Annotated in this window: 29 protein-coding genes; 12 read left to right on the plus strand and 17 right to left on the minus strand. The window is 65.4% G+C overall.

The window, feature by feature from the left end:
• Positions 1 to 18: 18 nt before the first annotated feature.
• The 6 genes from plsY to ACZ5BT_RS08270 form a co-directional block, all read right to left on the minus strand.
• Positions 19 to 651 carry a glycerol-3-phosphate 1-O-acyltransferase PlsY gene (gene plsY, locus ACZ5BT_RS08245; protein WP_464884118.1) on the minus strand — a complete coding sequence of 211 codons (633 nt, stop codon included), beginning with the start codon at positions 649 to 651 and terminating at the stop codon, positions 19 to 21.
• A gap of 20 nt (positions 652 to 671) precedes the next feature.
• Positions 672 to 1451, minus strand: coding sequence for an ABC transporter permease (locus ACZ5BT_RS08250; RefSeq protein WP_464884119.1), 780 nt, complete (start codon positions 1449 to 1451; stop codon positions 672 to 674).
• A 1-nt stretch (position 1452) separates the two neighbouring features.
• Positions 1453 to 2241, minus strand: coding sequence for an ABC transporter permease (locus ACZ5BT_RS08255; protein ID WP_464884120.1), 789 nt, complete (start codon positions 2239 to 2241; stop codon positions 1453 to 1455).
• A complete protein-coding gene (locus tag ACZ5BT_RS08260; RefSeq protein ID WP_464884121.1) occupies positions 2238 to 3221 on the minus strand; it encodes an ABC transporter ATP-binding protein in 984 nt (327 codons plus the stop codon). The genes ACZ5BT_RS08255 and ACZ5BT_RS08260 overlap by 4 nt, the downstream gene beginning before the upstream one ends.
• 72 nt (positions 3222 to 3293) lie before the next feature.
• Positions 3294 to 3599 (minus strand): hypothetical protein, encoded by a 306-nt coding sequence (locus ACZ5BT_RS08265; RefSeq protein ID WP_464884122.1) that lies wholly within the window; start codon positions 3597 to 3599, stop codon positions 3294 to 3296.
• Positions 3596 to 4159 carry a cob(I)yrinic acid a,c-diamide adenosyltransferase gene (locus ACZ5BT_RS08270; protein WP_464884123.1) on the minus strand — a complete coding sequence of 188 codons (564 nt, stop codon included), beginning with the start codon at positions 4157 to 4159 and terminating at the stop codon, positions 3596 to 3598. The genes ACZ5BT_RS08265 and ACZ5BT_RS08270 overlap by 4 nt, the downstream gene beginning before the upstream one ends.
• Positions 4160 to 4325: 166 nt before the next feature.
• Between ACZ5BT_RS08270 and alr the strand changes: the two genes are divergently transcribed.
• Entirely contained in the window at positions 4326 to 5396 is a 1071-nt protein-coding gene (gene alr, locus ACZ5BT_RS08275) for an alanine racemase (RefSeq protein ID WP_464884124.1), read from the plus strand.
• Positions 5397 to 5663: 267 nt separating this feature from the next.
• Entirely contained in the window at positions 5664 to 6140 is a 477-nt protein-coding gene (locus ACZ5BT_RS08280) for a hypothetical protein (protein WP_464884125.1), read from the plus strand.
• On the opposite strand, the gene ACZ5BT_RS08285 is transcribed toward ACZ5BT_RS08280, so the two are convergent.
• From ACZ5BT_RS08285 to crcB, 3 genes are all read right to left on the minus strand, one after another.
• Positions 6137 to 7003, minus strand: a complete 867-nt coding sequence (locus ACZ5BT_RS08285) for a complex I NDUFA9 subunit family protein (RefSeq protein WP_464884126.1) — start codon at positions 7001 to 7003, stop codon at positions 6137 to 6139. The two genes, ACZ5BT_RS08280 and ACZ5BT_RS08285, sit on opposite strands and share 4 nt — an antisense overlap.
• 69 nt (positions 7004 to 7072) lie before the next feature.
• Positions 7073 to 7408 carry a DUF190 domain-containing protein gene (locus tag ACZ5BT_RS08290; RefSeq protein WP_464884127.1) on the minus strand — a complete coding sequence of 112 codons (336 nt, stop codon included), beginning with the start codon at positions 7406 to 7408 and terminating at the stop codon, positions 7073 to 7075.
• An 11-nt stretch (positions 7409 to 7419) separates the two neighbouring features.
• Positions 7420 to 7788, minus strand: coding sequence for a fluoride efflux transporter CrcB (gene crcB / locus ACZ5BT_RS08295; protein ID WP_464884128.1), 369 nt, complete (start codon positions 7786 to 7788; stop codon positions 7420 to 7422).
• A gap of 71 nt (positions 7789 to 7859) precedes the next feature.
• Here crcB and ACZ5BT_RS08300 point away from each other — a divergent pair, with 71 nt between their 5' ends.
• The 4 genes from ACZ5BT_RS08300 to sufD all read left to right on the plus strand — a co-directional run bounded on the left by ACZ5BT_RS08300 (position 7860) and on the right by sufD (position 12548).
• Positions 7860 to 8990, plus strand: coding sequence for a trans-sulfuration enzyme family protein (locus ACZ5BT_RS08300; protein ID WP_464884129.1), 1131 nt, complete (start codon positions 7860 to 7862; stop codon positions 8988 to 8990).
• A gap of 81 nt (positions 8991 to 9071) precedes the next feature.
• Positions 9072 to 9833 carry a Fe-S cluster assembly ATPase SufC gene (gene sufC, locus ACZ5BT_RS08305; protein WP_464884130.1) on the plus strand — a complete coding sequence of 254 codons (762 nt, stop codon included), beginning with the start codon at positions 9072 to 9074 and terminating at the stop codon, positions 9831 to 9833.
• A complete protein-coding gene (gene sufB, locus ACZ5BT_RS08310; RefSeq protein ID WP_464884131.1) occupies positions 9817 to 11223 on the plus strand; it encodes a Fe-S cluster assembly protein SufB in 1407 nt (468 codons plus the stop codon). The genes sufC and sufB overlap by 17 nt, the downstream gene beginning before the upstream one ends.
• Positions 11220 to 12548, plus strand: coding sequence for a Fe-S cluster assembly protein SufD (gene sufD, locus ACZ5BT_RS08315; protein WP_464884132.1), 1329 nt, complete (start codon positions 11220 to 11222; stop codon positions 12546 to 12548). The genes sufB and sufD overlap by 4 nt, the downstream gene beginning before the upstream one ends.
• A 174-nt stretch (positions 12549 to 12722) precedes the next feature.
• Here the strand turns inward: sufD and ACZ5BT_RS08320 are convergent, their stop codons facing one another.
• A complete protein-coding gene (locus ACZ5BT_RS08320; protein ID WP_464884133.1) occupies positions 12723 to 13529 on the minus strand; it encodes a GNAT family N-acetyltransferase in 807 nt (268 codons plus the stop codon).
• Between the two features lie 54 nt (positions 13530 to 13583).
• On the opposite strand from ACZ5BT_RS08320, the gene ACZ5BT_RS08325 reads away from it, so the two are divergent.
• From ACZ5BT_RS08325 to pfkA, 4 genes are read left to right on the plus strand one after another with little or no spacing between them, the layout of a single operon-like run.
• Complete coding sequence (locus ACZ5BT_RS08325) at positions 13584 to 13823, plus strand: DUF2905 domain-containing protein (protein WP_464884134.1); 240 nt, start codon at positions 13584 to 13586, stop codon at positions 13821 to 13823.
• A gap of 28 nt (positions 13824 to 13851) precedes the next feature.
• Positions 13852 to 14691: a DMT family transporter gene (locus tag ACZ5BT_RS08330; protein WP_464884135.1), complete on the plus strand. Its 840-nt coding sequence runs from the start codon at positions 13852 to 13854 to the stop codon at positions 14689 to 14691.
• 10 nt (positions 14692 to 14701) lie between these two features.
• Complete coding sequence (rsmI, locus tag ACZ5BT_RS08335; RefSeq protein ID WP_464884136.1) at positions 14702 to 15502, plus strand: 16S rRNA (cytidine(1402)-2'-O)-methyltransferase; 801 nt, start codon at positions 14702 to 14704, stop codon at positions 15500 to 15502.
• An 11-nt stretch (positions 15503 to 15513) separates the two neighbouring features.
• Positions 15514 to 16482, plus strand: a complete 969-nt coding sequence (gene pfkA / locus ACZ5BT_RS08340) for a 6-phosphofructokinase (RefSeq protein WP_464884137.1) — start codon at positions 15514 to 15516, stop codon at positions 16480 to 16482.
• On the opposite strand, the gene ACZ5BT_RS08345 is transcribed toward pfkA, so the two are convergent.
• The 3 genes from ACZ5BT_RS08345 to pheS are packed head-to-tail and all read right to left on the minus strand — an operon-like array spanning position 16452 to position 20381.
• On the minus strand, positions 16452 to 16952 hold the full coding sequence (locus tag ACZ5BT_RS08345; protein ID WP_464884138.1) for a hypothetical protein: 501 nt from the start codon (positions 16950 to 16952) through the stop codon (positions 16452 to 16454). The two genes, pfkA and ACZ5BT_RS08345, sit on opposite strands and share 31 nt — an antisense overlap.
• 44 nt (positions 16953 to 16996) lie before the next feature.
• Positions 16997 to 19333 (minus strand): phenylalanine--tRNA ligase subunit beta, encoded by a 2337-nt coding sequence (gene pheT / locus ACZ5BT_RS08350; protein ID WP_464884139.1) that lies wholly within the window; start codon positions 19331 to 19333, stop codon positions 16997 to 16999.
• A 1-nt stretch (position 19334) separates the two neighbouring features.
• Positions 19335 to 20381, minus strand: a complete 1047-nt coding sequence (pheS, locus tag ACZ5BT_RS08355; protein WP_464884140.1) for a phenylalanine--tRNA ligase subunit alpha — start codon at positions 20379 to 20381, stop codon at positions 19335 to 19337.
• Between the two features lie 158 nt (positions 20382 to 20539).
• Between pheS and ACZ5BT_RS08360 the strand changes: the two genes are divergently transcribed.
• Complete coding sequence (locus tag ACZ5BT_RS08360) at positions 20540 to 21637, plus strand: tetratricopeptide repeat protein (RefSeq protein ID WP_464884141.1); 1098 nt, start codon at positions 20540 to 20542, stop codon at positions 21635 to 21637.
• 69 nt (positions 21638 to 21706) lie between these two features.
• Here ACZ5BT_RS08360 and ACZ5BT_RS08365 read toward each other — a convergent pair whose 3' ends face one another.
• Positions 21707 to 22279, minus strand: a complete 573-nt coding sequence (locus ACZ5BT_RS08365) for an HD domain-containing protein (protein ID WP_464884142.1) — start codon at positions 22277 to 22279, stop codon at positions 21707 to 21709.
• Between the two features lie 57 nt (positions 22280 to 22336).
• On the opposite strand from ACZ5BT_RS08365, the gene ispF reads away from it, so the two are divergent.
• Positions 22337 to 22792 carry a 2-C-methyl-D-erythritol 2,4-cyclodiphosphate synthase gene (ispF, locus tag ACZ5BT_RS08370; RefSeq protein ID WP_464884143.1) on the plus strand — a complete coding sequence of 152 codons (456 nt, stop codon included), beginning with the start codon at positions 22337 to 22339 and terminating at the stop codon, positions 22790 to 22792.
• A gap of 75 nt (positions 22793 to 22867) precedes the next feature.
• Here the strand turns inward: ispF and ACZ5BT_RS08375 are convergent, their stop codons facing one another.
• From ACZ5BT_RS08375 to ACZ5BT_RS08385, 3 genes are read right to left on the minus strand one after another with little or no spacing between them, the layout of a single operon-like run.
• Positions 22868 to 23104, minus strand: a complete 237-nt coding sequence (locus ACZ5BT_RS08375) for a hypothetical protein (protein WP_464884144.1) — start codon at positions 23102 to 23104, stop codon at positions 22868 to 22870.
• A gap of 18 nt (positions 23105 to 23122) precedes the next feature.
• The gene (locus ACZ5BT_RS08380; RefSeq protein WP_464884145.1) at positions 23123 to 24283 is read right to left on the minus strand and encodes a vWA domain-containing protein; all 1161 of its coding nucleotides are present in this window, start codon (positions 24281 to 24283) and stop codon (positions 23123 to 23125) included.
• The gene (locus ACZ5BT_RS08385) at positions 24259 to 25617 is read right to left on the minus strand and encodes a sigma 54-interacting transcriptional regulator (protein WP_464884146.1); all 1359 of its coding nucleotides are present in this window, start codon (positions 25615 to 25617) and stop codon (positions 24259 to 24261) included. The genes ACZ5BT_RS08380 and ACZ5BT_RS08385 overlap by 25 nt, the downstream gene beginning before the upstream one ends.
• Positions 25618 to 25648: the final 31 nt, after the last annotated feature.

Here is a 25648-nt window from a genome sequence, read left to right on the forward strand (position 1 = left end):
GCCTTGAGATCGTGCGGCTCAGGTCTGGGAATCCGCCGAGGCCGGGCCGTTCGGGGTCTTCTCACCGATCCGGCGTTCGTTGCCCCGCCAAAGCCGCCTCAGGTTTTCCCGGTGGGTGAAGAAGATCAGGGCAGCGAGGATCACCAGCGTGGCCACCTCCCACGAGGGGCGCGAAAGGGCCAGGGCGAGGGCTACGGCCCCGATCGACCCGGTGAGGCTGCCGGCTGAAACGTAACGGGTGAGGAGAATGACGGTGATGCCTAAAAGCGCGGCGTAGAGGGCGACCTCGGGGTCGAGGAAGAAGACCGTTCCCAGGCTGGTCGCCACGCCCTTGCCGCCGGAAAAACGCAGGGTAACGGGAAAGTTATGCCCGAGGACGGCGGCCACCGCGACGCCGCCGAGCAGGGGTCCCTCGATGCCGACCGACCGCGCGATCCACACCGCGATGCCGCCCTTGAAGACGTCGAAGAGGGCCACGATGATCGCGGGGAACCAGCCGAGGGTCCGCTGGACGTTGGTGGCGCCGATATTCCCCGAACCCACTTTTTGGATGTCGACACCGTAGAGCCTTCCGATGATGGCGCCCGCCGGCACCGAGCCAAAGAGATAGGCGAGAAGGAGAACGATGAGCGTGATCAGGTTCAACTCCATCTCTGCGATTTTACGACGGCTCAGCTCGAGGCCGAGGTGTAATAGCGAAGCGCGAACCGCCAAAAGGCGCGGCTGGCCAAAAGCGCGATGGCGGCGACGCCAAAGGCGGCGAGGAGGGTGACGGCGCTTTTTTTCCCGAGCGCGACCTCGGCGGGGACCGTGGTCATGAAGTAGATGGGCAGCACGTAGGTCATGAAGATGCGGAACGGTCGTTGGTAGGCACTCACCGGGTACTGTCCGGTCCAGACCAGGGCGTTGAGGAAGAATACGACGTTAAAGACCTTCACGAACCAGATCGCCGTGGAGGCAAAGAGGAAGCCGATGGCGTAGGCCAGGGCCAGGCTGGCTGCGGCGGCGGCGGCGAGCAAGAGCCAGCCGAGGGCGGGCAGATGCACGCTGAGGCCGGCGTAGATCACGATGATGAGGCCGGATGCGAAGAAGGGGACGCCGACGACGGAGAAGTGCTGGGTGGTGATCCAGAGCTGGCTGTCGACCGGTTTGAGCAGCACGAAGTCCAGGGTGCCCTTTTGTACGTGTTCGGAGATCCGTCGCAGGTTGGGGTTTAAGACGCCGATGAAGAAGGCATCGACCAGCGTGGCCATGCCCAGGACCAAAAGGGCTTCCTGCCAGCGCCAACCGCCGAAGCTGAAGCCGGTGGTGTAGAAGAGGTAGACGCCGAAGAGCTTGCCGACGGCCTCGAGCACCGCCTCGATGGTTGCCATGACGAAGTTGGCCCGGTACTCCATTTGGCTGGCCAGTGCGGCTGACCAGAAGGTGAGGATCAGCTTCAGCGGACGCATCTTAGGCCCCCATGGCGCTGTAGTGTTTGAGCCCGAGTCGCCATAGGCCACGCGAGACGAGGTAGAAGAGGAGGGTCCAGCCCAAAAGGATCACCAGCGGCCAGCCGGCGGCGACCGGCATGCCCGACCAGAGGGCGCTCGGCAGGTAGACCAGGTAGGGAAAGGGCGTCCAGGTCAGAATGTTTTGCACCGTCTGCGGGTAGAGGGAGAGCGGGGCGAGCATGCCGGAGAAGAAGGTGATGAGCACGTTCCACACCTCGGAGAGCTCGGCCGCGTCTTCAAACCAAAGCGCCAGCAGGCCGAGGGTGTAGCTGGCGAAGAAGTTGGTCAAAAACGCGAGCGCCACCGCCACCAGCCCGAGCAGCGCCCGTTCCCACCCCGGCCAGACCAGGGTGCCGGGGTAGAGGAGGGTGAAAACGATGAAGATCGGCACCATCAGCGGGAGCCGGACGCCGCGTTCGGCCACGTGGTCGGCCAGGTGGTGCCAAAGGGGGTCGAGCGGTTGCAACAGGCGGAAGGAGAGGGTGCCGGTGCGGATCGATTCACTCAGGTTCCAGCTGACCCAGACCAGCGAGAGCTGTCGGGTGAGGAAGACGAAGAAAAAATACCGGGCGTACTGGTCGGTCGAGATCTCGGTGTAGCCCTGGCCGGCAGCCTCCATCCAGACCGCCATGAAGAAGAAAGGCGTGATGCCGGAAAGGAGCCAGAAAAAGATCTCGCCGCGATATTCGAGCATATAGGCGTGGTAGGTGGCAAGGAGCACCGCGGCTTTTTTAAGGATCCACCTCACGCCACCCTCCCGGCGGTGAACACCTTGGCGATCACGTCCTCGACCGGTGGTTCGCTCACGGTCAGGTCGCGAACCGGAAATTCTGCCAGCAGGCTGCGGACGGTTTCGGTCAGCTTTTCCCGGCGAACGAGCAGGCGGGCCTTTCGGCCCTCGAGGATCTCAACCTCGCCGTAGGCGGCGAGGACGTCTCGCGAAATCTGCGCCTCGAACTCCAGGCTCACTTCGCGGTAAGGGGCAAAACGGGCGACCAGAAGGCGGAGGGGACCGTCGAAGATGAGCTCGCCGTGGTGGATGACGAGCACCCGTTCGGCGAGGGCGGCGATGTCGGCCATGTAGTGGCTGGTGAGCAAAATCGTGGCCCGGTGCTGGCTGCGGTAGGCCTTTAAAAACGCGCGCACCGAGACCTGGGCGTTGACGTCGAGGCCGAGGGTGGGCTCGTCGAGGAAGAGGAGCTTCGGGTGGTGAAGGAGCGCGGCCATCAGCTCGGCCTTCATCCGCTGCCCCAGCGAGAGCTTGCGCACCGGCTGCTTCAGGACCTCTTCCAAATTGAGCATCTCGGCGAAGGCGCCGATCCGTCGCCTGGCTTCGGCATCCGGAATTTCGTACACCGCGGCGTTAATCTTTAGCGAATCGAGGACGGGCAGGTCCCAGATGAGTTGCTGCTTGTTGCCCATGACCAGGGTGATCTTTTTGAGGAACTCGGGACGCCGCTCGAAGGGCACGTGCCCCAGCACCTTTACCTGGCCCGCGCTTGGGTAAATCAGGCCGGTGAGCATCTTGAGGGTGGTGGTTTTGCCGGCGCCGTTCGGTCCCAAAAAGCCGACCACTTCCCCTTCGGCGATGTCGAAGCTGACGTTTTTGACGGCCTCGATCCGGGTGTAGCGTCGGCGGAAGAAGTGCCTGAGCGTGCCCGAAAGCCCGGGGTCCTTGACGGCGACGAGGTAGGTTTTACCAAGCCCCTTGGCGCTGATGACCTCCATCGGTTCTCCTTGTCGGTCGCGATCGCTGGCGTAGCTCAGAGCCCCGGTTAGCGAATGGGCGCCGGTGGACCCTTAGCGGCCCGAGGGTTCCCGGAAGGGCCGGCCGTAGGGGAGTACCCGCGATTTCGGAAAGGCCGCCTTAAGGAGCCGGGCCAGGTGCTCGGCAGCGCAGGGAAAGAGGCCCCCGCATCCGCTGACGTAGACGAAGAGTTCGTGGGGCGGCCTTGGGGACTGGGTGTAGGCCAGGCAGCTCATATACTCCGGGAAGGCCTCGAGGAACACTTCGAACACCGCCCGCATACGCGGCCCGGCCGGGGGTAACGGCCGCCCCGAAGAGTGGGGGCGGATCCAAAACGTCCGCACCACGAGCCGGTTCATCCTTTTCCCCTCGCGTTCCAACGCGTCTCCTCCACCCCCATCGCTCGGTTGACCGTTCTGGCGAGCACGAAGAGGAGATCGGAAAGGCGGTTGAGATAACGGATGGCCTCCGGGTTGACTTCGGCGCTTTTGCTGGCGGCGACGGCCTCCCGTTCCGCGCGGCGGACGACGGCCCGGGCCACGTGGATGGCGGCGGCGGCGCTCGTGCCGCTCGGGAGCACGAAGTACCTGAGGGCCGGGAGCTCGGCCTCCAGGCGATCGATCGCCGCCTCCAGCTCGGTGACATCGTCGGGCTCGATCCGACGGACGTAGCGCTCGGCCTGGCTGCCGGGCAGCGTGGCCAGATCGGCGCCGAGCTCGAAAAGCGTGTGCTGAATCGCGCTCAAAAGGGCATCGAGCTCCTCGAGTGTTTCGGGCAGGAGGCTTCGCGCCAGACCAAGGAAGCTGTTGGCCTCGTCGACGCTCCCGTAGGCGGCGACGCGGGGATCGTCTTTGGAAACCCGTTCGCCGCCGACGAGTGAGGTCGTTCCCTGGTCTCCGGTTCGCGTGTAGATCGGCATCTTGCTATCAATCTACACCAGTGCCGAGCGCCCCCAAGACGCGGAGGCGCCCGCCTTTTTGGGCGGGCGCCTAGGAGGGAGGGATTCATGGATCATCCGGGCGCGGCTGATTCCAGGGTAGACGAGTCCCGAGAGGACAGGTGTCCCGCAGCTGTAGACTGCTTCCATGCGCCCCACCTGGCTTGAGATCGACCTGGGGAGGCTTGCGGCGAACTACCGCGTTCTGGCGAAGCGGATTTCCCCGAAAACCCAGATCATCGCCGTGGTCAAGGCGAACGCGTATGGCCACGGGGCGGCGATGGTGGCGAGGACGCTCCTCGAGGCCGGCGCGGCCCGCCTGGCCGTGGCCACGGCCGCCGAAGGCGCCGAGCTGCGAGAAGCGGGCATCCGGGCACCGATCCACCTGCTGGGAAGCCTGCACCCGGCCGAGGCTGAAGATGCCCTCGAGGCGGACCTCATCCCCACCGTGGCGACCCTCGAGGCCGCGCGGGCCCTGGCCAGGCTGCGACCCGGCGCCACCGTTCACGTCAAGGTCGACACCGGCATGGGGCGGGTCGGGGTTTTGCCGGGGAATTTGCCCCGTTTCCTGGCCGGCGTCGAGGCCTTGGGTTTGGCGGTGGAAGGGCTTTTCACGCACTTTGCCGTGGCCGACGAAGACCCCTACGAGACCCGCCGCCAGCTCGCTTGCTTTCTGGAGGCGGTGCGTGGCCTCAAAGGGCATTACCGGCTCCACGCGGCCAACTCGGCGGCCATTCTTGCTGGGATCGGGACCGATCTCGACTTCGTCCGCCCGGGCATTGCCCTCTACGGCCTTTCGCCCGACCAGTCTGCCAGGGACGACCTCAAGCCGGTTCTGGCCTGGAAGGCAAAGCCTACCCTGGTCAAGAAACTCAGACCCGGCGACGGGGTGGGATACGGTCTCACTTACCGGGCGACGACGGAAGAGTGGGTGGCGACGTTGCCCTTTGGTTATGCCGACGGCTTTCCCCGCGCTCTCTCCGGCCGGGGCTGGATCAAGCTGAATGGCGAGGACGTGCCGGTGGTGGGCCGGGTGAGCATGGACCAGACGGTGGTGCGGGTGCCGGAGGGGACGGGCCTCGAGGCCACTTTCGAAGTGGTGACCGCCGACTTCGACCCCCGGACCAGCCTCACCGGCCGGGCAAAATCGCTGGGGACGATCAACTACGAGCTGGCCACCGCCCTTTCCGAGCGGTTGCCTCGGTTGTATCGCGGGTAGGCACTGGGGCTTGGTGTAAAACGGAAGCGCCGTGAATAAACGCATAAGCATTGCGCTCGACGAAGCGCTTGTGAAAGAAGTGCAAGAATTCACCGGCCAGCGCCGAGCTTGGGTGGGCTCGAGCTGTGGCGCGCAGACCGTTTCGAAGGGCTAGTCGGTAAAGCGGGAAACTTACGCTACCGGGCCTTTTGCCCCGAGGGTCAACACTGGCTGCGGGAACCAACGAAAGTACCCATTTCTGGGTTGTATAAAATAAAGATAGTAGCCGTGAGTAAGGGCATTGAATTCGAAGAAATCATCAACGCTTCTAATACATACTTGGGTGAGGCGTTGCAATGTTATAGGCATGGGCTCGTGTTGGCAGGCTTATCCATGGTTCGCGCTGCCTTGGAAGCCTTGCTCCTTGCTCGGATTTTGTTCGAGCCAGCTTACGAGTTCACTGCAGGTGAACTCGAGGAATTGGGTATTTCAAGAAGGGTAATGAGCAGCGGATCCGTGGTACTGGACACCTATGACGAGACCGACGTTTCCCTTTTTTTCATGATCGATGAACTTAAAAAGCATGAAAAATTGAAGCTTGACGAAGATGTGATTAACGCTATGCACCGCATTCGTAAACAGGGCAATTTAATCCATCCACGGCGAATCGCCGATGTGCAAAATTCGACGCCTACCCTTGATGACCTGAAAGGGCGGATACGAGATTTGAGGGTCGTGCGGGAAGCGATAGTGTCAACTATTTAATTCAGTAAAAGTTTCAGCTCGTCTTCTAGGCGCCGCCATGAAAGTTCGAAGACCTCAAGCATCTTGGCCGGGTTCCCGGTGTTGCCAAGGAGAAGCATGGCCAGCTGGTCGCGGGTTAGCGGGGCGCCGGGGAGCGCGGCGACGAGCCGGAAAAAGGCCACCGGCAGGGAGAACAGTGGCTTCGAGGCGCCGAGCGCATCCCGCACCAGGCGCACCAGTTCCTTGTAGGTATATTCCTCGGGCCCGACCAGGTCGTAGCGCTGGCCGATGGTCTCATGCTTTTCGAGAGCCTGGCAAAAGACCTGGGCCACGTCGCCGGCCCAGATGGGGCGGAACGGGTAGCGCCCATCGCCGATGAGAGGGATGAACGGCAAGGGCATGCGCACCAGACCCTTTAAAACTTTGGCAAAGAACTCATCCCCCTGGCCGAAGACCAGGCTGGGGCGGAGGATCGTCCACTCAAGCCCGCTTTCCTCGACCAGCATTTCCCCCTGGGCCTTGGTTTCAAAGTACCGGCTCTGCGTGCCTGGCCGGGCGCCGAGGGCCGAGACGTGGAGCAGGCGGCGGACGCCTGCGGCTTGCATCGCGCCCAGGACGTTTTGCACCCCCTCGACGTGGACTTCCTCAAAGGTTTGCTCGCGCTCGCGGATGATCCCGGCCAGATACCCCACCGCGTCGGCTTCGGCGATCGCCCCCAGGCCCTTCCCGGTCGCGGCGTTGGCCTCGAGGTAGCGCGCACCCTCGAGTGGGCCCCTTCCCCGGCGCGAGAGGATCAAGACCTCGTGCCCGGCGGCGATCAGCGCCCGGGCCAGGTGGGCGCCGAGGAATCCGCTTCCCCCCACCAGGACGATCTTTAAAGCCATCTTCTTCCCCTTTCCTGGCCTGGCTCGCGGTGGCAAAACGCCGGGCAGCGGGCGCAGTGACACAACGGGTTACTCGTGACCCCGGTACCAGACCACCTCGACCCGCTCCAGGGTGACCAGTCCTTCCTGGATCATGCCGTCGAGTACCGGTAAAAAGGCGTCGATCTTTTCGGCGGTATCGACGATCTCGATCATCACCGGCAGGTCCTCGGAGAGTCTGAGGATGCGGGCGGTATGAATTCGCGAGCGACCCCCAAAGCCCATGACGCCCTTGAACACCGAGGCCCCGGCGAGGCCGTGCTCCTTGGCCTTGAGGACGATGGCCTCAAAGAGCGGACGCCCGTGGAAACGGTCCGATTCCCCGATGAAGATGCGCAGCAGCTTGGCTTCTCCTTTGAGCCCCATGGCTTCCCCCTTCACCTGCTCGCCACCCACACCCCGACCAAAGCCGCGGCCACCCCGGCCACGAGCGAGCCCAGGGCGTAGGTCAGGGCCATCATCCAGTCTCCTTCACGAAGCATACCGAGGGTTTCGTTGCTGAAGGTCGAGAAGGTGGTGAACGCGCCGAGAACGCCGATGGCGAAAAACCAACGCAGCTCGACGGCGACGGCGCTTTGGGTGCTGGCCTCGAGGAATACCCCCAGCAAAAAACTCCCGACCACGTTGACAAAGAGGGTGCCCCAGGGAAAAAGGCCCCCGAGGGCGTTTTGCGCCCAGCCGCTGAGGAGGTAGCGGAGAACGGCGCCCATCGATCCACCCAAGGCGATCAGGAGGTAAGCGCGCATGCTCCAAGCTTAACGAAGTCGTGCCGCGGATCTTGCCCGATTGGGTTTCCGCCAGGTGTAGCCTTTGGGGTATGGATCCACTCGAGGCCCTCTTACACGATGATGAATCGGCGGTTTTCGGCGAGGCGGCCCCGGCCATCTACCAGACCTCGCTCTTCGCTTTTGACACCGCGGAGGCGTTTGAGGCGGCGGCCCGGGATACCGATCGCCCCTTTTACACCCGGGGGACGAATCCGACGGTGCGCCTTTTGGAAAAAAAGATCGCGGCGCTTGAGAAAACGGAAGATGCCCGTGCCTTCTCCAGCGGGATGGGGGCGATCGCTGCCACGTTGTTCGCTTTCTTAAAGCCGGGCGATCGGGTGGTGGCCACCACCCCGGTCTACGCCGGGACGCACGCGCTTTTGACCGGTCTGTTGAGGCGCTTTGGGGTGAGCACCGAGTTCGTGCCCGCAACCGACACCGAGGCGATTCTCAAGGCCCTGCCCGGGGCCAAGCTTTTGTACCTCGAGTCCCCGGCCTCCTACACCTTCGAGGTGGTCGATCTGGAGCCCCTCACGCGGACGGCCAGGGCGCTCGGCATCGTGAGCGTGATCGACGCCACTTATACCGCCGGCCTCCTCTCCCGGCCCCACGAGTGGGGCGTGGACCTGGTGGTCCACTCGGCCAGCAAGTACTTTTCCGGCCATTCCGACACCATCGCCGGGGTGGTGGCCGGGAGCCGTGCCCATCTCAAGGCTATACGGGAAACCTACATGCTGCTCGGGGCCAAGCTCGCACCCTATGAAGCCTGGCTGATCGTGCGCGGCCTTCGCACCCTGCCGCTCCGCCTCGAGCAGCACGCGAAGAATGCCGAGGCCGCCGCCGCTTTCCTTGCCGAACACTCCGAGGTCAAGCGGGTTTACTACCCCACCCTGCCCGCCGACCCGAGCTACCCGCTGGCCCAAAAGTACCTGAAGCGGGGCGCGAGTTTGGTCGGGGTGGAACTTCGGGACGAGGCCGCCGCCCGGCGTTTCGTTAACCGCTTGCGAACCTTCAAGATCGGGGTTTCCTGGGGTGGGCACGAGTCGCTGGCCATGCCGCTGGCGCTGCAGCCGCGGGTGGCCCGCGCCTATCGTTTCCCGGGCGGCCTCGTGCGTCTCCACCTGGGGCTCGATGAGGTCGGCCAGGTCCTCGAGGACCTCGAACAGGCCCTATCTCGTTAATCCTGACCGAACTACTAGACATTCGCCGGGGCGCAAGCTAGACTAACACATAGCGCCGAGGGCGCGTGGGAGGTTGAAGCGATGGCGAAAAGCCTGGAAATTCAAGACCTTTGGGTGTCGCACGAAGGAAAGATGATCTTGAAAGGGGTGAACCTGAGCCTGCCCCTGGGCGAGGTTCACGCCCTTATGGGTCCCAACGGCGCCGGCAAGAGCACGCTTGGCAAGGTGGTGGCCGGGGACCAGACGTACACCGTCGAGCGCGGGCGGGTGCTTTTGAACGGTGAGGATATCACCGGGCTCGAACCCGATGAGCGGGCGCGAAAAGGCCTTTTTCTCGCCTTCCAGTATCCCCTGGAAGTGCCGGGGGTTTCGATCGCCAACTTCTTACGGCTGGCGCTCAAGGAGCGGCTCGGTCGCGACGTGCCGGTGACCGAGTTCTACGCCCGCTTGCAGGAAGGGCTCAAGACGCTTGAGTGGGATGAAGAAGTACTCGGGCGTTACCTGAACGAGGGCTTTTCCGGCGGCGAAAAGAAGCGCAACGAGATCCTCCAGCTTTTGGTGCTGAGGCCCCAGGTGGCCATCCTCGACGAGACCGACTCGGGGCTCGACATCGACGCTCTCAAGGTCGTGGCCCGGGGCGTGAACTCGATGCGCGGGCCGGAGTTCTCGGCGCTGGTCATCACCCACTACCAGCGGCTTTTGAACTACATCGTTCCCGACGTTGTCCACGTGATGATGGACGGGCGCGTGGTGAAGACCGGAGGGCCCGAGCTCGCCTTGGAGCTGGAAGCGCGGGGGTATGACTGGCTCAAGGAGGAGGTGGCCCATGCCGGAGGATCTTAAGCACGTCGCCGACGATTACCAGTGGGGCTTTAAGGACGACGTCGAACCCGAGCTGGCGCTGAAAGGGCTCACCCCCGAGACGGTCAAGCGGATTTCCGAGGCCAAGGGCGAGCCGGCCTGGATGACCGAGTTCCGCCTCAAGGCCCTGGAGATCTTCTACAAACTCCCCATGCCCAAGTGGGGGCCGGATCTTACGGCCCTCGAGCGGCAACTCGATGACTTTTTCTATTACGTCAAGCCGCCTTCCCAGGGGGTTGCCGATCGATGGGAGGACGTCCCCGAGGAGATCAAACGGACCTACGAGCGGCTGGGCATCCCCGAGGCCGAGCGAAAGGTTTTGGCCGGGGTGGGGGCCCAGTACGACTCGGAGATGGTCTACCACAAGATCAAGGAGGAGCTGGAGAAAAAGGGCGTTATCTACGTCTCGATCGAGGAAGGACTCCGGGAGTACGAGGAGATCTTCCGCAAGTACTTCGCCAAGATCGTACCCCCTTCGGACAACAAGTTCGCGGCGCTGAACTCGGCGGTGTGGTCTGGGGGCTCGTTCGTCTACGTTCCCCCGGGCGTTGAGGTGGACGTGCCGTTGCAGGCGTACTTCCGGGTCAATACCGCCGGCTTCGGTCAGTTCGAACGCACACTGATCATCGTCGACGAGGGGGCCAAGGTGCACTACATCGAGGGTTGTACGGCACCCCTTTACACCACCGAGGCCTTGCACACCGGCGTGATCGAGATCTACGTTCATAAGAACGCCAACTCGCGTTACACCACGATCCAGAACTGGCCCACCAACATGTATAACCTCGTCACCCAGCGAGCGGTGGTGGAAGAGAACGCCTACCACATGTGGCTCGATGGCAACCTCGGCTCCAAGGTGACGATGAAATACCCCTCCTCGATCCTTAAGGGGCGCGGGGCGCGGGCCGAGGTGCTCTCGATTGCCTTCGCCAAAAGCGGTCAGCACCTGGATACCGGAGCCAAGTTGATCCACCTCGCCGAGGACACCTCGGGCTCCATCGTGAGCAAATCGATCAGCAAGGGCGACGGGCGGGCCAGCTACCGGGGGTTGGTCAAGGTCAATCGGAACGCCGAGCGCGCCAAGGCCAACGTCGAGTGCGATGCCCTGCTCATCGATACCGAGTCGAAAACCGATACCTACCCCTACATGGAGATCGAAAACGAGACCGCCCAGATTGGTCACGAGGCGACGGTGAGCCGTCTGGCCGACGATCAGATCTTTTACCTGCAGACGCGGGGGCTGCCCGAGGATGAAGCCGCGGCGCTGATCGTGCGCGGGTTTATCGAGCCGGTGGCCAAGGCACTGCCCTTGGAGTTCGCGGTGGAGCTCAACCGACTCATCGAACTGGAGATGGAGGGTTCGGTCGGATGACGGAGAAGGCGCTCCTTTTTAACCCGGCCCAGATTTCAAAGGCGCACTCCGAACCCCTTTGGTTGGAAGAAGCCCGAAAAGGGGCCTACGAGGTCTTTCGCGCCGTGCCCTGGCCCAGCAAGAAGACCGAGGCCTGGCGCTACTCGGCCGGCCGCCTCAAAGCGGTGCCCTTCGAGCTTCCGCAGGAAGCGCCGCGTGGGCGGGCGTACGGGCGTGAGGCGCTGCCTGAGTGGGTGCGGTCGCGGATTGCTGCGGCCGATTTCTCTGCGTTCTTGGTCTTTAGGGGCGCGGACCTCGTTTACGCCGAGGTGCCCGAGGAGCTGATTGAAAAAGGCCTGCGTTTCCTCAGCCTGCACCAGGCGCTCCAGGCGCATCCCGAGCTGGTCGAAGCGCATCTGTATAAGGCGATCCCCGCGCGGCAAAAGGGCGATGCCAACGATAAGCTCCCGGCCCTGAATGCCGCCATTTGGAACCACGGCGTCTTCGTCTATGTTCCCGATGGACTGGCCCTCGAGGCCCCCATCGGGGTCTTCCGGGAGGTCGAAGAGGGCGTGCTGTCGGTGGGGCGAACGCTGGTGGTGCTCGGGGAGAACGCCCGCCTTTCGTACGTCGAGGAGCATTCCTCGCAAGATCTTGAGCGGCCGAGCGTGAATTTGGCGATGACCGAGCTCATCCTGGGCGCCGGAGCTTCGCTGGTGCACGCCAGCGTGCAGTCTTGGGGCGAGAACGTTCACCACCTCTACCGCCAGCGGGCGCTGCTTGCGCGCGATGCCAGCCTCAAGGACCTCACCGTCAACCTGGGGGCTTCCTTTGCCCGCTCTGAAGTGGGTTCGGAGCTCGCCGGACCCGGGGCCGACTCGGAGATGCTCGGCATCTATTTCGCGGGCGGCGATCAGCACCTCGATCACTACACCCTGCAGCACCACGTGGCGCCCCACGCCCGCAGCGACGTCTACTACAAGGGCGTGGCCAAGGACCGGGGCAATATCATCTACCAGGGCCTCATCCAGCTCGAACCCGCGGCGCAGAAGACCGACGCCTACCAGACGAACCGCAACTTGCTGCTCTCCGGCGACGCCCGGGCCGAAAGCGTGCCCCAGCTTGAGATCGCGGCCAACGACGTCCGCTGCAGCCACGGGTCGTCGATCGCGCCGATCGACTCGGCGCAGCGCTTTTACCTGCAAAGCCGGGGAATCTCGCGTTTGGCGGCGGAGAATTTGCTGGTGGCGGCCTTCCTCGAGGACGTTCTCGGCCGCATTCGCCTTGAGAACCTGGCGCGTTACCTGGCGAGCGCGATCGAGCAAAAGGTCGGGCTCGAGGTCTAAATACCCAGCCGTGGCCAAAGCCACGGCTGGGGCCCAGGAAAACGCAATCGGCCGCCAATCTTACATCGGTATGTCGGAAAGATCGCGGTCGATCACCGAACCGAGCCTCACTCCGGCCGATCCGGTCAGTACGCGGCGCGCTGGCTATCCAGCGCGCCGCCCACGTTTCGGGGTTTACCCGGCGTTTGCAAGGACCAGCTGGTAAAAAACCCGTTCGCCACGCCGGGCGAGATCGACCGCCCGGTATCCCCGGGCGAAGGCCATTTGGAACGCCTCCCGGGTGTGCAGGCGCCAGGCCTTGGCGAGTTCCATATCCTCGCGCTTCATGGCCTCGATATCGCGGGGGACCTCGAGGTAGACGGCTTCATCCTGAGGCGGGTCGAGGGCCTCCGGTCGTAACCGCTCGCCTTCGCCCCTGGTGCGGTTGAGGGGCTGCCCTTTGGGCGCCGGCGGCGGTGGCGGCGCGTGCCGGCGGGCGAGCACCCGGGGGCTGCCCACCTCCCACTCGACGTAGAGGCGGTCGGCCGGCAGGCCCGCATAAAGCCCGGTGCGGATGCCGTAGAAGTTGGGGTAATAGGTCTGTGACCAGGCCCCGAGCTTGCCGAAGTTCAGCCGGGCGTTCCGGGTAAGGAGAGGGTCAAAGGTCCAGGTGATGCGGGGAATGCCACGATCCTTGGCCCAGTCGTGCTGGAACCACTTGAGCGCCGGGGCGATGCCGCTGCCCCGAAACTCCGGGTGTACCGCGAGCATGTGGGAGTGCTGCCAGCGCTTTTCCCCCTCGCAGGCGGCGAGGCCGTAGACGAACCCCACCGGCCGTTCCCCGACCAGCGCCAGGGCCACCAGGCCGCCGGTGTGCTGGGCGACGACGAACGAGGCGTGGGGGACGGTTTCGCGTTCGGAGAAGTTCCAGGCGGCGATCTGCAGTTCCTCGATGGCCAGGAAGTCTTCGAGGCTGCGGGCTTCGCGAATGGTAAACGCCATGCCTAGAGTATAGGACCCAAATCGGTGGCCGCTCCGGCCGATAGAATATTCGGCGTGGAGGTCGGACGCTGGCTGATTTTCGGAGGCCTTTTACTCGTCGCCCTGGGAGCGGTTTTGCTCTGGGCGCCGCGGCTTTTTTCCTGGTTTGGCCACCTTCCAGGCGACATCCGCATCGAGCGCGACGGTGTCTACATCTTTATCCCCATCACCTCGGCCTTGGTGCTGAGCGCGGGGCTCTCGCTGCTTTGGAACCTGGTCGCCTGGATCCTCTCCCGGGGGTTCAGCCCGCGATGAGCCTGAGTGTCAGCGAGGAGTGGGCGTTTTGAAGCGACGGGTTCAGAGCCGGACCTTCGGCGTTTTTCTCCTCGGCCTGCTCACCCTGGTATGGGGCACGACGTTCGTGGTGATCCGCGACGCGGTGGCGAGCTTTCCCCCCAGCCTGCTGGTGTTCCTGAGATTCCTGATCGCCACCGTCTTTTTCCTCCCCTGGTTCCGCCGCGAGCGGGGCCTGGCCCTTGCGGGGCTGGAGCTTGGGCTGTGGCTGGTGGTGGGGTATGGGACCCAGGCGGTGGGCCTGGTCTACACCACCGTGGGGCGGAGCGCCTTTATCACCGCGCTCAGCGTGGTGATGGTGCCACTGGTGGCCGGGGCTTTGGGGCGCAAGGTGGCGAGGCGGGTTTGGGTTGGGGCCGGGATGGCGCTCGTTGGCGTTGGCCTTTTGACCTACGACGGCGCCCCGCCCAACGTCGGCGACCTCTGGACGCTTATGACTGCCCTGGCCTACACCGCCTTCATCCTCCGCCTTGAGTACTACGCCCGCCGGATGCCCCCCGGCGCCCTGGCCGGGGCCCAGCTGCTGGGGGTGCTCCTGTGGTCCGGGCTCTGGGTTGGGCTCGATCGCCCCCCTCCGGTGGCCGTGCCCTGGGCGGCGGTGCTCTACCTGGGGGTGGTGGCGACGGCGCTCGCGACCTGGCTCATGACCGTGGGGCAGGCCAAGGTGAGCGCCGAGGACGCGGCCATCATCTACGCCTTGGAGCCGGTCTGGGCCGCGCTCGCCGCCTATCTCGCTCTGGGGGAGACGCTGGGGGTCATGGGGCTTTCCGGGGCGACTTTGGTGCTGGCGGCCACCGTCTACAGCCAGCTCGGTCGCGGGGCGGGTTAGGCTGGGGTTTGTGAGGCTGGTCCTGGTCCCGACCCCCATCGGAAACCTCGAGGACATCACCCTCCGCGCGTTGCGGGTCCTGCGCGAGGCGGGGGTGGTGGCGGCGGAGGACACCCGCCGCACCCGGCGGCTTTTGGAGCACTACGGGATCGAGACCCCCCTGGTTCGGCTCGACCAGCACACGGTTTCCCGGTTGGCGGGCCTTTTCGAGACCTGGGAGACGGTGGCCTATGTGACCGATGCCGGGACGCCGGGGGTCAGCGACCCCGGCGCCGAGCTAGTGGGCGAGGCCCTGCGTCTCGGCGCGGCGGTCGAGGTCCTGCCCGGACCGACGGCCCTGATCCCGGCCCTGGTGGCTTCCGGTTTCCCCACCGCCCGCTTTAGCTTTGAAGGGTTTTTGCCCAAAAAAGGGGGGCTGCGCCGGCAGCGACTGGAGCAGCTGGTCCTCGAGGGCCGGACCGCGGTGCTCTACGAATCGCCGCACCGGCTTTCGAAAACCCTGCGCGAGCTGGCCGAGGTCTACGGCGAGGATCACCCCGTGGCCGTGGCCCGGGAGCTCACCAAGGTCCACGAGGAGGTTTTTCGGGGAACGATCGGTGAAGCCATGGCCCGGTTTACGCGGCCGAAGGGGGAGGTCGTTTTGGTCCTGGCGCCGGCCGAGGCACCCTCCCCCGATGAGACAGCGCTGCTCGAATCGTTCGTCGGGCAGGGGCTTTCGGGAAAAGCGCTGGTCGAGGCGCTGGTCGAGGCCGGCCTGGCCCGGAATCGGGCTTATCAGCTGGCGGTAGAAGTCGAGCGCCGCTCGCAGTAAGAATAGGGCCTATGAAGCGGATCGGGGTTTTTACCAGCGGGGGAGACGCCCCCGGCATGAACGCGGCCCTGCGGGCGGTGGTCCGTACCGCGAGCGGTATGGGGGTCGAGGTGGTGGGGATTCGGCGGGGCTATGCGGGCATGATCGATGGCGAGTTCGTCCCCCTGGGGCCGAGGGACGTGGCCAACATCATCCAGCGCGGGGGCACCATTTTGCTTACCGCGAGGTCGAAGGACTTCATGACCGAGGCGGGTCGGGCGACCGCGGCCCGGAATCTGAAGGAGGCCGGCATCGAGGGCCTGGTGGCCATCGGCGGTGACGGTACCTTCCGGGGCGCCGAACGGCTGATTGAAGAGCACCGTATTCCGGTGGTGGGGGTCCCCGGGACGATCGACAACGACCTCTACGGCACGGATTACACCATCGGCTTCGATACCGCGGTCAACACCGCCCTGGATGCCATCGACCGCATTCGCGACACCGCAGCCAGCCACGAACGCGTCTTCTTCATCGAGGTGATGGGGCGTTACGCCGGGTTTATCGCGCTTGAGGTCGGGATCGCGGGCGGAGCCGAGGTGGTGGCTTTGCCCGAGGTCTCGATCAGTCCCGAGGAGATCGCCAGAACGATCAGCGCTTCGCTGGAAAAGGGGAAGCGCTCTTCGATCATCGTCGTTGCCGAAGGCGCCTATCCCGGTGGCGCCGAGGCGCTTTTCCGGGCGGTTCGGGAACTCTCCGGCTTTGAAGCCCGGGTCACCGTGCTCGGTCACATCCAGCGCGGGGGCTCACCCACGGCCAAGGACCGGGTGCTGGCAAGCCGCCTCGGAGCGGTGGCCACGCGAACGCTGGTCGGTGGGACCAGCGGGGTCATGGTGGGCGAGGTCGAAGGCGAGGTGACGCTCACGCCCCTCTACGAAGCGGTGACCAAGAAGAAGGAGATCGACATCGACCTCTACGAGCTGGCCCGGGTCCTCTCGGGTTGAGGCGATGTCGGTTCGGGCGTCCCCAGAAGACGCTTGAGGAGCGGCGCCCTCTGGACGGCGTCGTAGAGCTGGAGGGCAAATGGGCTTTTGGCCACCGCTTCCTGAACCACCAGGGGAACCCCCGGCGCGGGATAGCGAATCGTCCCGGTGGAGACGCTATACGCCGACGGCAGACCCGTCCAAAGACTGAGGGCGAGGAGCGCGCCCCAGACGAACCCACCGCTGGCGCCGAGGATGGTTTCAGTGCGGTTGGAAAAGCGCCGGGGGATGAGGGTGGCCAGGCGGCCAAAAAAGAGCCCCGCGGCGAGGGCGATCAGGGCCCGGAGGATCGGCGTGGAGAGCGGTGGCAGCCAGGCGAGGAGCGCCAGCGCCGGAAGAAGGGCGGCGAGGAAGAGCGAGCCTTTCCGCGCACCCACGGCCGTGGCCGCCGAAAGCGCGAGGATGGCCAGCACGTCGAGCCAGGTGAGCACGCCCTCAGTATAGGCCCCCGCGGCGAAAGCCGCGGGGGACCCCCTTAGGCGCGAATCCGCCAGCCGCGCTGGGTGAGGGCCTCGATGATCCGGCTCATGTAGCCGTCGACCGCCTCGTCGGTCAGGGTTCGGTCTGGGGCTTGGAAAGTGAGGTGGTAGGCGAGGCTCTTTTCATCCTCGGCCAGCGGCTGGCCCTGGTAGACGTCGAAGACCTCCAGTGCACGCAGGTGGGGGCCTGACGAGGCGCGGATGATTTCGGCCACCTCGAGGTGGGTCACCGTGCGTGGGACCACCACCGCCAGGTCGCGGGTGGCGGGGGGAAAGCGGGGAACGTCGGTGATGTCGGCCGAGCCCTGGGGCAGCGGGAGCGTGAGTTCGAAGATCACCGGGGCTCCGAGCTCGAGCGGTTCGGCGATCTCCGGGTGGAGCACCCCGATCCACCCCCGGGCTTCGCCCTCCCACACGACGGTGCCCGAGATCCCGGGGTGGAGGTGGAGGTGGCGTTCGGGGCGGACCTCAACCCGCGCACCCAGGCGTGCGGCGAAGGCCTCGAGGAGCCCTTTGAGGGCGTAATAGCCCTCGCCAAGGCCGGCTTGCCAGGTGGCGCGGTGGTAGGGACCGCTTTGAAGCGCCGCGAGGTGGACCGCCTCGTCGCCGAGGAACACGTGGCCCAGCTCGAAGATCAGGAGGCCCGGCTGGTCGCGGTTGGTGGCCAGGTTCCGGAGCAGACCGGGGTAGAGGGCGCTGCGGAGCGCCGATTCCTCGGCGTTGGTGGGGTTGGCGAGCCAGAGGGTTGGCGGCGGGGCCTTAACCGTTTCCAGGAAGCGCTCGGAGATCCAGGGATAATTGATGACTTCCTGAAAACCGAGGCCGCTGAGGACGCGCTTGATCCGGGCTTCGGCCTGGTACTCGGCCTCGGCGCCCTGGTTGTCCGGGGCGGGGAAGAACTCGGGCAGGGTTTCGGGAATCCTGTCGTAGCCCACGATGCGGGCCACTTCCTCGACCAGATCCTCCTCGATCCGCAGGTCGACCCGCCAGCTGGGGATGAGGGCGGTGTAGGGCTCGGCCTCACCCCGGATTTCGATGCCGAGCTTGCGCAGGGCTTCGAGTTGTTCGTTTTTCCCGAACGAGGTTCCGAGCAAGCGGTTGGCGTAGCTGGGGCGGAACTGGACCCGGTGGGGGGGCTTTTCGCCCCCGAGGTCGATCCAACTCGCGCTCACTTCGGCCCCGCTCCATTTCTGGATGAGTTCGAGGAAGCGCCTGGCGGCCAGCGGTGGGAGGTTGGGGTCGACCCCGCGCTCGAAACGGTAGCTGGCCTCGGTGGAAAGAGCGAGGCGGCGGGCGGTCTTGCGGATCGAGACTGGGTCGAAGTGGGCGGCCTCGAGGATCACTTCGCGGGTCGACTCGCCAACCTCGCTGTTGGCACCGCCCATGACCCCGGCGACGGCGACCGGGATCGTGGACTCGCCCTTCCTGGCGGTGATCAGAAGGTCTTCGGAGGTGAGCGTTCGCTCGACGCCGTCGAGGGTCACGAGTTTTTCGCCTTCTCGTGCTCGCCGCACCACCAGTCCGTCGAAGAGGGTCGCGCGGTCGAAAGCGTGGAGCGGGTTTCCGAGCTCGAGCAGCACGTAGTTGGTCGCGTCGACCACATTGTTGATCGGCCTTTGTCCGGCCGCGAGCAGCCGTTTTTGCGCCTCGAGGGGCGCCGGACCGACCCTGACCTGGCGGGCGTAGGCGACGAGATAGCGGTCGGCTCCGGATTCATCCCACACCTCGACCGAAATAGGGAAGGGGAGGTCGCGGAGGTCGGGGCTTGGGTTTTTGTGGATCAGACCGATTCCGAGGGCGGCGGCGAGGTCGCGGGCCACGCCCAGGATGGAGAGGGCGTCGGCGCGGTTCGGGGTAATCTCAACGTCAAAGACGACCTCTTCTTCCCAGACCTCGGCCAAGGGGGTGCCGGGGGGGAGCGTGTCCTTGGGGAGAATCAGCAAGCCGCCCGCGTACTCACCCACGCCCATTTCGGCCGGACTCAGCGCCATGCCTTCCGAGGTGTGGCCTTGGATCACCCGGCGGTCGATCACCACGCCCCCCGGAAGCTCGGTCCCGGGCTGGGCCCAAGCCACGCCCACGCCAGCGACGGCGTTGGGGGCGCCGGAGACGACGACGACCTCGCGCCCGGCGTTGAGGACCAGCTTCTTGAGTTCGGTTCCGGGAATGGGCTCGGCGGATTCGACCACGGCGAAGACCACGCCCGCTGGCGGGCGCCTGATACGCACCACCTCCTCGACGGGCAGGCCGAGCCGGGCCAAGGCGGCCTCGAGGGCCTCGGGCCGTGGCGTTTCGACGAGGAATTCCTTGAGCCAGCTGTATGGAACGCGCATCTCAGGCACCTCCCCGGAACTGGGTCAGGAAGGGGATCCGGTTTTGGAAGAAGGCGCGGATGTCGGGGATGGGGTAGCGGAGCATGGCGATTCGCTCGACGCCGAGCCCGAACGCGAACCCACTCTTGCCGGTATAGATTGGGGCGAGTCCCTTTGCGCGCCTCAGCTCGTCCACCGCCCGGAAAACTTCGGGGTGGACCATGCCGGCCCCGCCGAGCTCGAGCCAGACCCCCTTGCCGGTCTTGGGGTTCGTCCACCAGACCTCGAATTCGACCCCGGGTTCGACGAAGGGGAAGTAGCTCGGTCTGAAGTTCACCCTGGCCTCGGGGCCATAGAGCGCCCGGGCCATGGCCAGGAGCGCGCCTTTGAGGTCGGCCATGGTGATGTTGTCCCCCACCACCAGCCCTTCGAGCTGGTGGAACATGGCTTCGTGGGTGGCGTCGGTGGCCTCGTGGCGAAAGACCTTGCCGGGGGCGACGATCTTGAATGGGGGCGTGTGCTGGCTCATGTAGCGGACCTGGATGGGGCTGGTGTGGGTTCGCAGGAGCTTGGCCCCCTCGATCTGGCTGGCCTCGGTGGTGGTGGCCAGCCAGAAGGTGTCGTGCATGTCGCGGGCCGGGTGGTATTCGGGGATGTTGAGGGCGTCGAAGTTGTAAAAGGCTTCCTCGGCTTCGGGACCGAGGACCGCCTGATACCCCATGCGCTGGAAGATGCCCACCAGCTCGGCCAGCACCTGCGTCAGGACGTGGGTGTTTCCCGGGGGGAAGGCCAGGCCGGGGAGGGTGACGTCGAGCGCTTCCCGGGCCAGACGGGCCTCGAGGGCCTCGCGCTTTAAGGCCGCGCGCCGGGCTTCGATCGCGGCTTCGAGCGCACGCTTGGCCTCGTTGAGCCGCCGCCCTTCCTCGCGTCGGGCTTCGGGTGGAAGTTTCCCCAGCTGCTTGAGTTTTTGGGTGAGTTCGCCCTTTTTTCCCAAGAGGCGAACCCGCACGGCCTCGAGCGCCTCGAGGGTTGAGGCTTCTTCGACTTGTCGCAGCCAATCCTCCAGCATCGTGCCCTCCAAGAAGAGAGGGCGGCCAACGCCGCCCCGCGGGAAGCCGTGGCTCCCCGCGCCCTAACGAAAAAAGAAGGGCCTCATAAGCTGTTCGACACTATAGCCCCTCACCTTTGCCGCGCGCAAGCGGTATCGTAGAGGGGTAAGGAGGCAGCGTGCGGTGGATACTGACCGCGATCTTGCTTCTCGGGGCCGCGCTTGCGATTTCTCCTAAGGCGGGCGCCCTGCTCGATCAGGCAAGGGTCGTCCGCGAGCAGGCCCGTTCGGCCTACGCGCACCACTACCCCGATCTCCCGCTTTGGCGCAAGACCATTGCCCTCGGCGAGCAGGCGGCCGCGGCCGACCCCAAGGCCCCGGAGGTGTGGCGTTTCCTGGCCGAGGTCTATACCGAGACCGGGTGGTGGATCCGCGCGGCCGAGGCCTGGCGCCGTTACCTGGATCTGGGCGGAGCGGCGACCCCCGAGGAGCTCGCGGAGGTCTATCGCAACCTGGGCTACCTTGCCTACGCTCGGGAGGCCTTCGACGAGGCGATCGGGTGGTACCGGAAAGCGATCGAGGCCAAGCCCGACGACGCCGAGGCCGAGTCGTGGCTGGGTCGGATTGACCTCGAGCTCGGCGATCCCAAGGCAGCGCTGCCCCACTGGGAGCGAGCGGCAAAGATCAACCCCAGCCCCAAGAATCTCTATTTCCTGCGGCAAACGAGGAAGATGGCCCGCTACGGCTCCGAGGCGGTGAGCTCGTTCTACAAGGGCTACGCCGCTTACGAGAAAGGCGACCGCATGGGCGCGGCGATCTTTTTCAAGCGGGCGCTGGATTTGGCCCCCGACTGGGCCGAGCCCGCGCGTTGGTTGGGCCGGATCTATCTCGACCTTAGCGAGCCGGATCAGGCGGTGGCGTATTGGGAGCGCGCGATCCGGTTAGGCGGGCGCACGGCGGAGAACGTGTATTTCCTCAAGGTGTCTCGGGAAGCGGTTCGGGTCGGGCTCGAGGCCGCCCGGGCCTATTACCGGGGGATCGCCGCTTATGAGCGGGGGGACCTCGAGGCCGCCGCCCTCGCCTTCAGCGAAGCAGCGGAGAAGAACCCGGAGTACGCCAAGGCCTGGAAATGGCTCGGACGCGCTTACTACGAGCTCGGGCGTTTTGCCGATGCCGCCGCGGCGTACAAGCGGGCCCTGGATCTTAACCCCGACGACGGTCAGGCGCGCTACTTCTACCGGCTCTCGAAGCGGGCGGCGGAAAAAGAAGCACCCTAGGACTTTTGGGTCCTGATGGCGCCGCGGGGTGAGTGCGAAAACCGATGGCAGTGAGTTCAAAAAGCGTCGTTAGGCCGACTCCGCCTCGCCTTTGAGCCCCAGTCGCTCGGCGTCGTCCTGCATGGCCTGGAGCACAAAGCCGATGTGTTCCCAAAGGTCGATGCCGAGGAGCTCGGCGCCCATTTTCAGGCCTTCCCGGTCGACGCCGCGGGCGAACGATTTGTCCTTGAATTTCTTTTTGAGGCTCTTGACGGTGAGCGTGAGGATGCTGCGGTCGGGGCGAACGTAGACGGCGGCGGTAATCAACCCGGTGATTTCGTCGGAGGCAAAGAGCGCCCGCTCGAAGAGGGTTTCGGGTTCGATGCCGGTCCGCTCCGGGGCATGGGCGAGGATCGCCTTCACCAGCGCCTCGGGGTAGCCAAGCGTGCGGAGGGTCTGGACGCCAACCTTGGGGTGTTCGTCGGGGTGTCGTTCGTAGTCGAAGTCGTGCAACAGGCCGGCCATGGCCCAAAGCGTTTCGTCTTCGCCGAACTTCCGGGCATAAGCTCGCATGGCGGCCTCCACCGCGTACATGTGTCGCCGGAGCGATTCCGAGCTGGTCCATTCGTGCATGAGCGTCAGCGCGTCTTCGTAACTCGGCATGTCCCAAGTCTATCGCGCGGCCTCGCGTGAGGGCGGGGTTTACTTTAGGCTGGGAGCATGCGGATTGGATACGGCGAGGACGCCCATCGTCTGGTCGAAGGGCGGCCCCTTTGGATCGGCGGCGTCGCCATTCCCTCGGATCGGGGGGCCGAGGCCCATTCCGATGGCGACGCCCTGCTCCACGCCCTGACCGACGCCGTGCTCAGCGCCTTGGGGCTCGGCGATATCGGGATGCATTTTCCGAACGACGCCGCGGTCAACCGCGGCCGTGCCTCGGCCGAGTTCCTCTCGCATGCTTTGGAACTGGCCCAGCAGCGGGATCTGGTCGTGCGACAGGTCTCGGCGGTGGTGATTTTGGACCGGCCCAAACTGGGGCCGGCGCGCGAAGCAATGCTTGCTCGGCTTTCCGATTTGCTCGGGCTTTCGCCGGACATGATCGGCCTCACGTTCAAAACCAGCGAGGGCCTGGCCCCCGACCACGTGCAGGCGCGGGCCATGGTATGGCTCGATTGAGCGAAGCCCGGGGCGTTTTGGTAGGGGCGCGACCGCCGTTTTCCAGCGGCGTCCTGAAACCTCAAAACTGCCCGCTTAGGCTTCGGTCACGCGCTGGAGAAGGGCTTCGGCCGCCTCGAGGAACTCGTCCTTTGGAATCAGGACGTAGCCGCCTTCGCCCCTTGCCGGGTAGTAGGTCATGTTAAGGCTCAATACCGGCCGAACGTCGTCGTAGTGGCGGAAGGCTTCTTTCGGGGTATGCGCCCGGGGCCTCGCCCGGTTGAAGTGCTCGCCGAGGAAGGCCAGGATGAGGGGGACCGTTTTGCTCGCCACTGCGAGGTCATTGTACCGCTATCCAGCGTGGTGGCGGAGGAAGCTGGCGATCAGCGTCGGACCCAGGGTCTCGGGGTCGACGCGGTGGACCTGGCCGCCGCCGGCACGGGCCAGATCGCGGGCGAACCCGACGAGACGGTCATCATCTGAGCTGGCATCCCCGGGCGCGAACAGGAAAATGTGAACCCGGGCACCGAGCCGGCGCAGGGCCAGGGCTTCGTTCAGCGTCGCCCGGACGATCTTGGGATCGAGACCCCAGGCGTTCCTGTAGATTTCGCCGTTTTCCAGCGTCAACGCCGAGGGTTTGCCGTCGGTGACGAGCAGAACCTGTCGGTTCGGCTCCGGGGCCCTTTTCAGGAAGGCGCGGGCGAGCCGGAGGCCCTGGGCGGTGTTGGTGTGCCAGGGGCCGACCGCGAGGAGCGGGACCTGCCCCAGGGGGACCGCTTCGGCGCTGTCGTGGAAGCAAAAGATTTTGAGTCGGTCTCGGGGATAGCGCGCGCGTATGAGGTGGGCGAGGGCCAGGACCGTTCGTTTGGCCGGTGTGAAGCGGTCTTTTCCGGAAAGGACCATCGAGTGCGAGCAGTCGAGGAGGAGGGCGGTGGCCATCGCGCTGCCAGAGCTTTGGGTTCGCTGAATGAGGTCGTCCTCGCGCAGCGCTTCGATGGGACGGGGAAGGAGGCGTTTGAGGGTTTCCACCGGGTCGAGCACGAGCGCTTCTCCGGGCCGGTAAGGTGCGGTTTCGGCGTCCTCGCTGGCCCCCGCCCTCGGATCGCCGCCGGGCGCGGGGCCCGGGCCCCGGCGTGGCTGCCGCGAGAGCAGGCTGGAGAGCGCTTTGAATCCCAGCGCCTGGATGGCTCGATCGCCGAGGCGGATCGTCGCGCGACGCTGGCCGCTTGTGCCGCTCTCGCTGGTTACGATTAGGCCGGTCTCGATCATCGCCTGCCAGAGCGCTTTTGCCTGTTGGGGCGGGTGTCCTTCGGCCAAAAGCGCTTCTTCCAGCCACCGCCTGACGGTTTTTGTCGTGGGAGGTTCGGGCTTTGGCGGCAGCCAGCCCCCGGACCCGGACTTGGCTTCCATGAGCCTCGGTTCGAGGCGCAAAAGGGCCTCGAGGGCCGCCAGGGGCTCGGGGTCCGCGCGGCGTCGGTAGCGTACGGTCATGGCCGTTTGAATCGCCCCCATTCGCGCACGAGAAAGCCTTCCCCGACCAGGGCCTCGAGGACGGCCTCGGCCCCCACCCAGGGATGCTCTGGGTCGAGGTGGCGGCCCACCTCGGCGAGCCCCGGCACCTGACCGAGGCGTTCCTTGACCTCGGACCAAGGGCCCTCCGGAAGCTCAAGGTCCCCGCCTTTGGCGAAGAAGGGTTTGATGGCCTCGAGGTCGCTCCCCCGTTCCCGGGCTTCGTGCCAGAGCGCCTTGGCGATGAGGTCCTCGGCGATTCGTGCCACCCCGACCTGTTCACCTTCGAAGCTGGGTTCGAGTTTGCCGGTGATCGCGGGGAGGGCACGAAAAAGGTCGACCGGGCGAGCCACCGCCGGATCCCCGTAGATGAGGCTCCGCCGCAGGGCGTTCGCGCCGACGGTTTCCAAAAGTGCGATGGAAAGGCGCTGGCTGACGCCGGAACTCGATTCCACCCGGGGATCGGTGCGGGCGAGAAAGGCGACCCGCTCCACGGCGCGGGCCAGGAACTCGGGCAGCTGGACCTCGCCGGGCCAGCGGGTTTCCTGGGCGGTGATGGCCCGGGCCACCTCGAGGCTTTTCGGGTCGTGGGTGTGGATTTCGGCTTCGATCCGGTCTTTGAGGGGGGTGATGATGCGTCCGCGGGTGGTGTAGTCCTCGGGGTTGGCGGTAAAGACCAGCCACACGTCGAGCGAAAGCCTGACCGGAAAGCCCCGGATCTGGACCTGGCGTTCCTGGAGCACGTCGAAGAGCGCGACCTGGACCTTGGGGGCGAGGTCGGGGAGTTCGTGGATGGCGAAGATCCCGCGGTTGGCCCTTGGGATCAGGCCGTAGTGGAGGGCCTCGAGGTCGGAGAGGCCGTGTCCGCGTCGGGCGGCTTTGATGGGATCGAGGTCGCCGATCAGATCGGCGACGTTGGTGTCGGGGGTGGCGAGTTTTTCGACCAGGCGCGCCTCGCGTTCGACCCACACGATCGGGGCATCGTCGCCGGCCTCGGTCAGCAGGCGCCGCCCTTCCGGGCTCGCCGGGGCCAGGGGGTTGTCCCGGAGCGGCGTTGGCAGCGCGGGGATCAGCGGGTCGAGCAGCTCGGCCATGGCCCTGACCAGCCGGCTTTTCGCCTGGCCCCGGGTACCGAGGAGGATGAAGTCGTGGCCGGCCAGGACCGCGTTCACGATGGCGGGGACGACGCTGTCCTCGTAGCCGTGGATGCCCGGGAAGAGCGGGTCGCCGGCCTTGAGGCGCTGGATGAGGTTGGTCCGGACCTCTTCCTTGACCGTACGCTTGAGTTTGGCGTAGGGGTAGGTACGCTTGAGTTCGCCCAGGGTTTTCGCCAGCACAGCTCCAATGTATCGCGCTTTCGTGCCGCAA

Source organism: Vulcanithermus mediatlanticus (assembly GCF_055385885.1).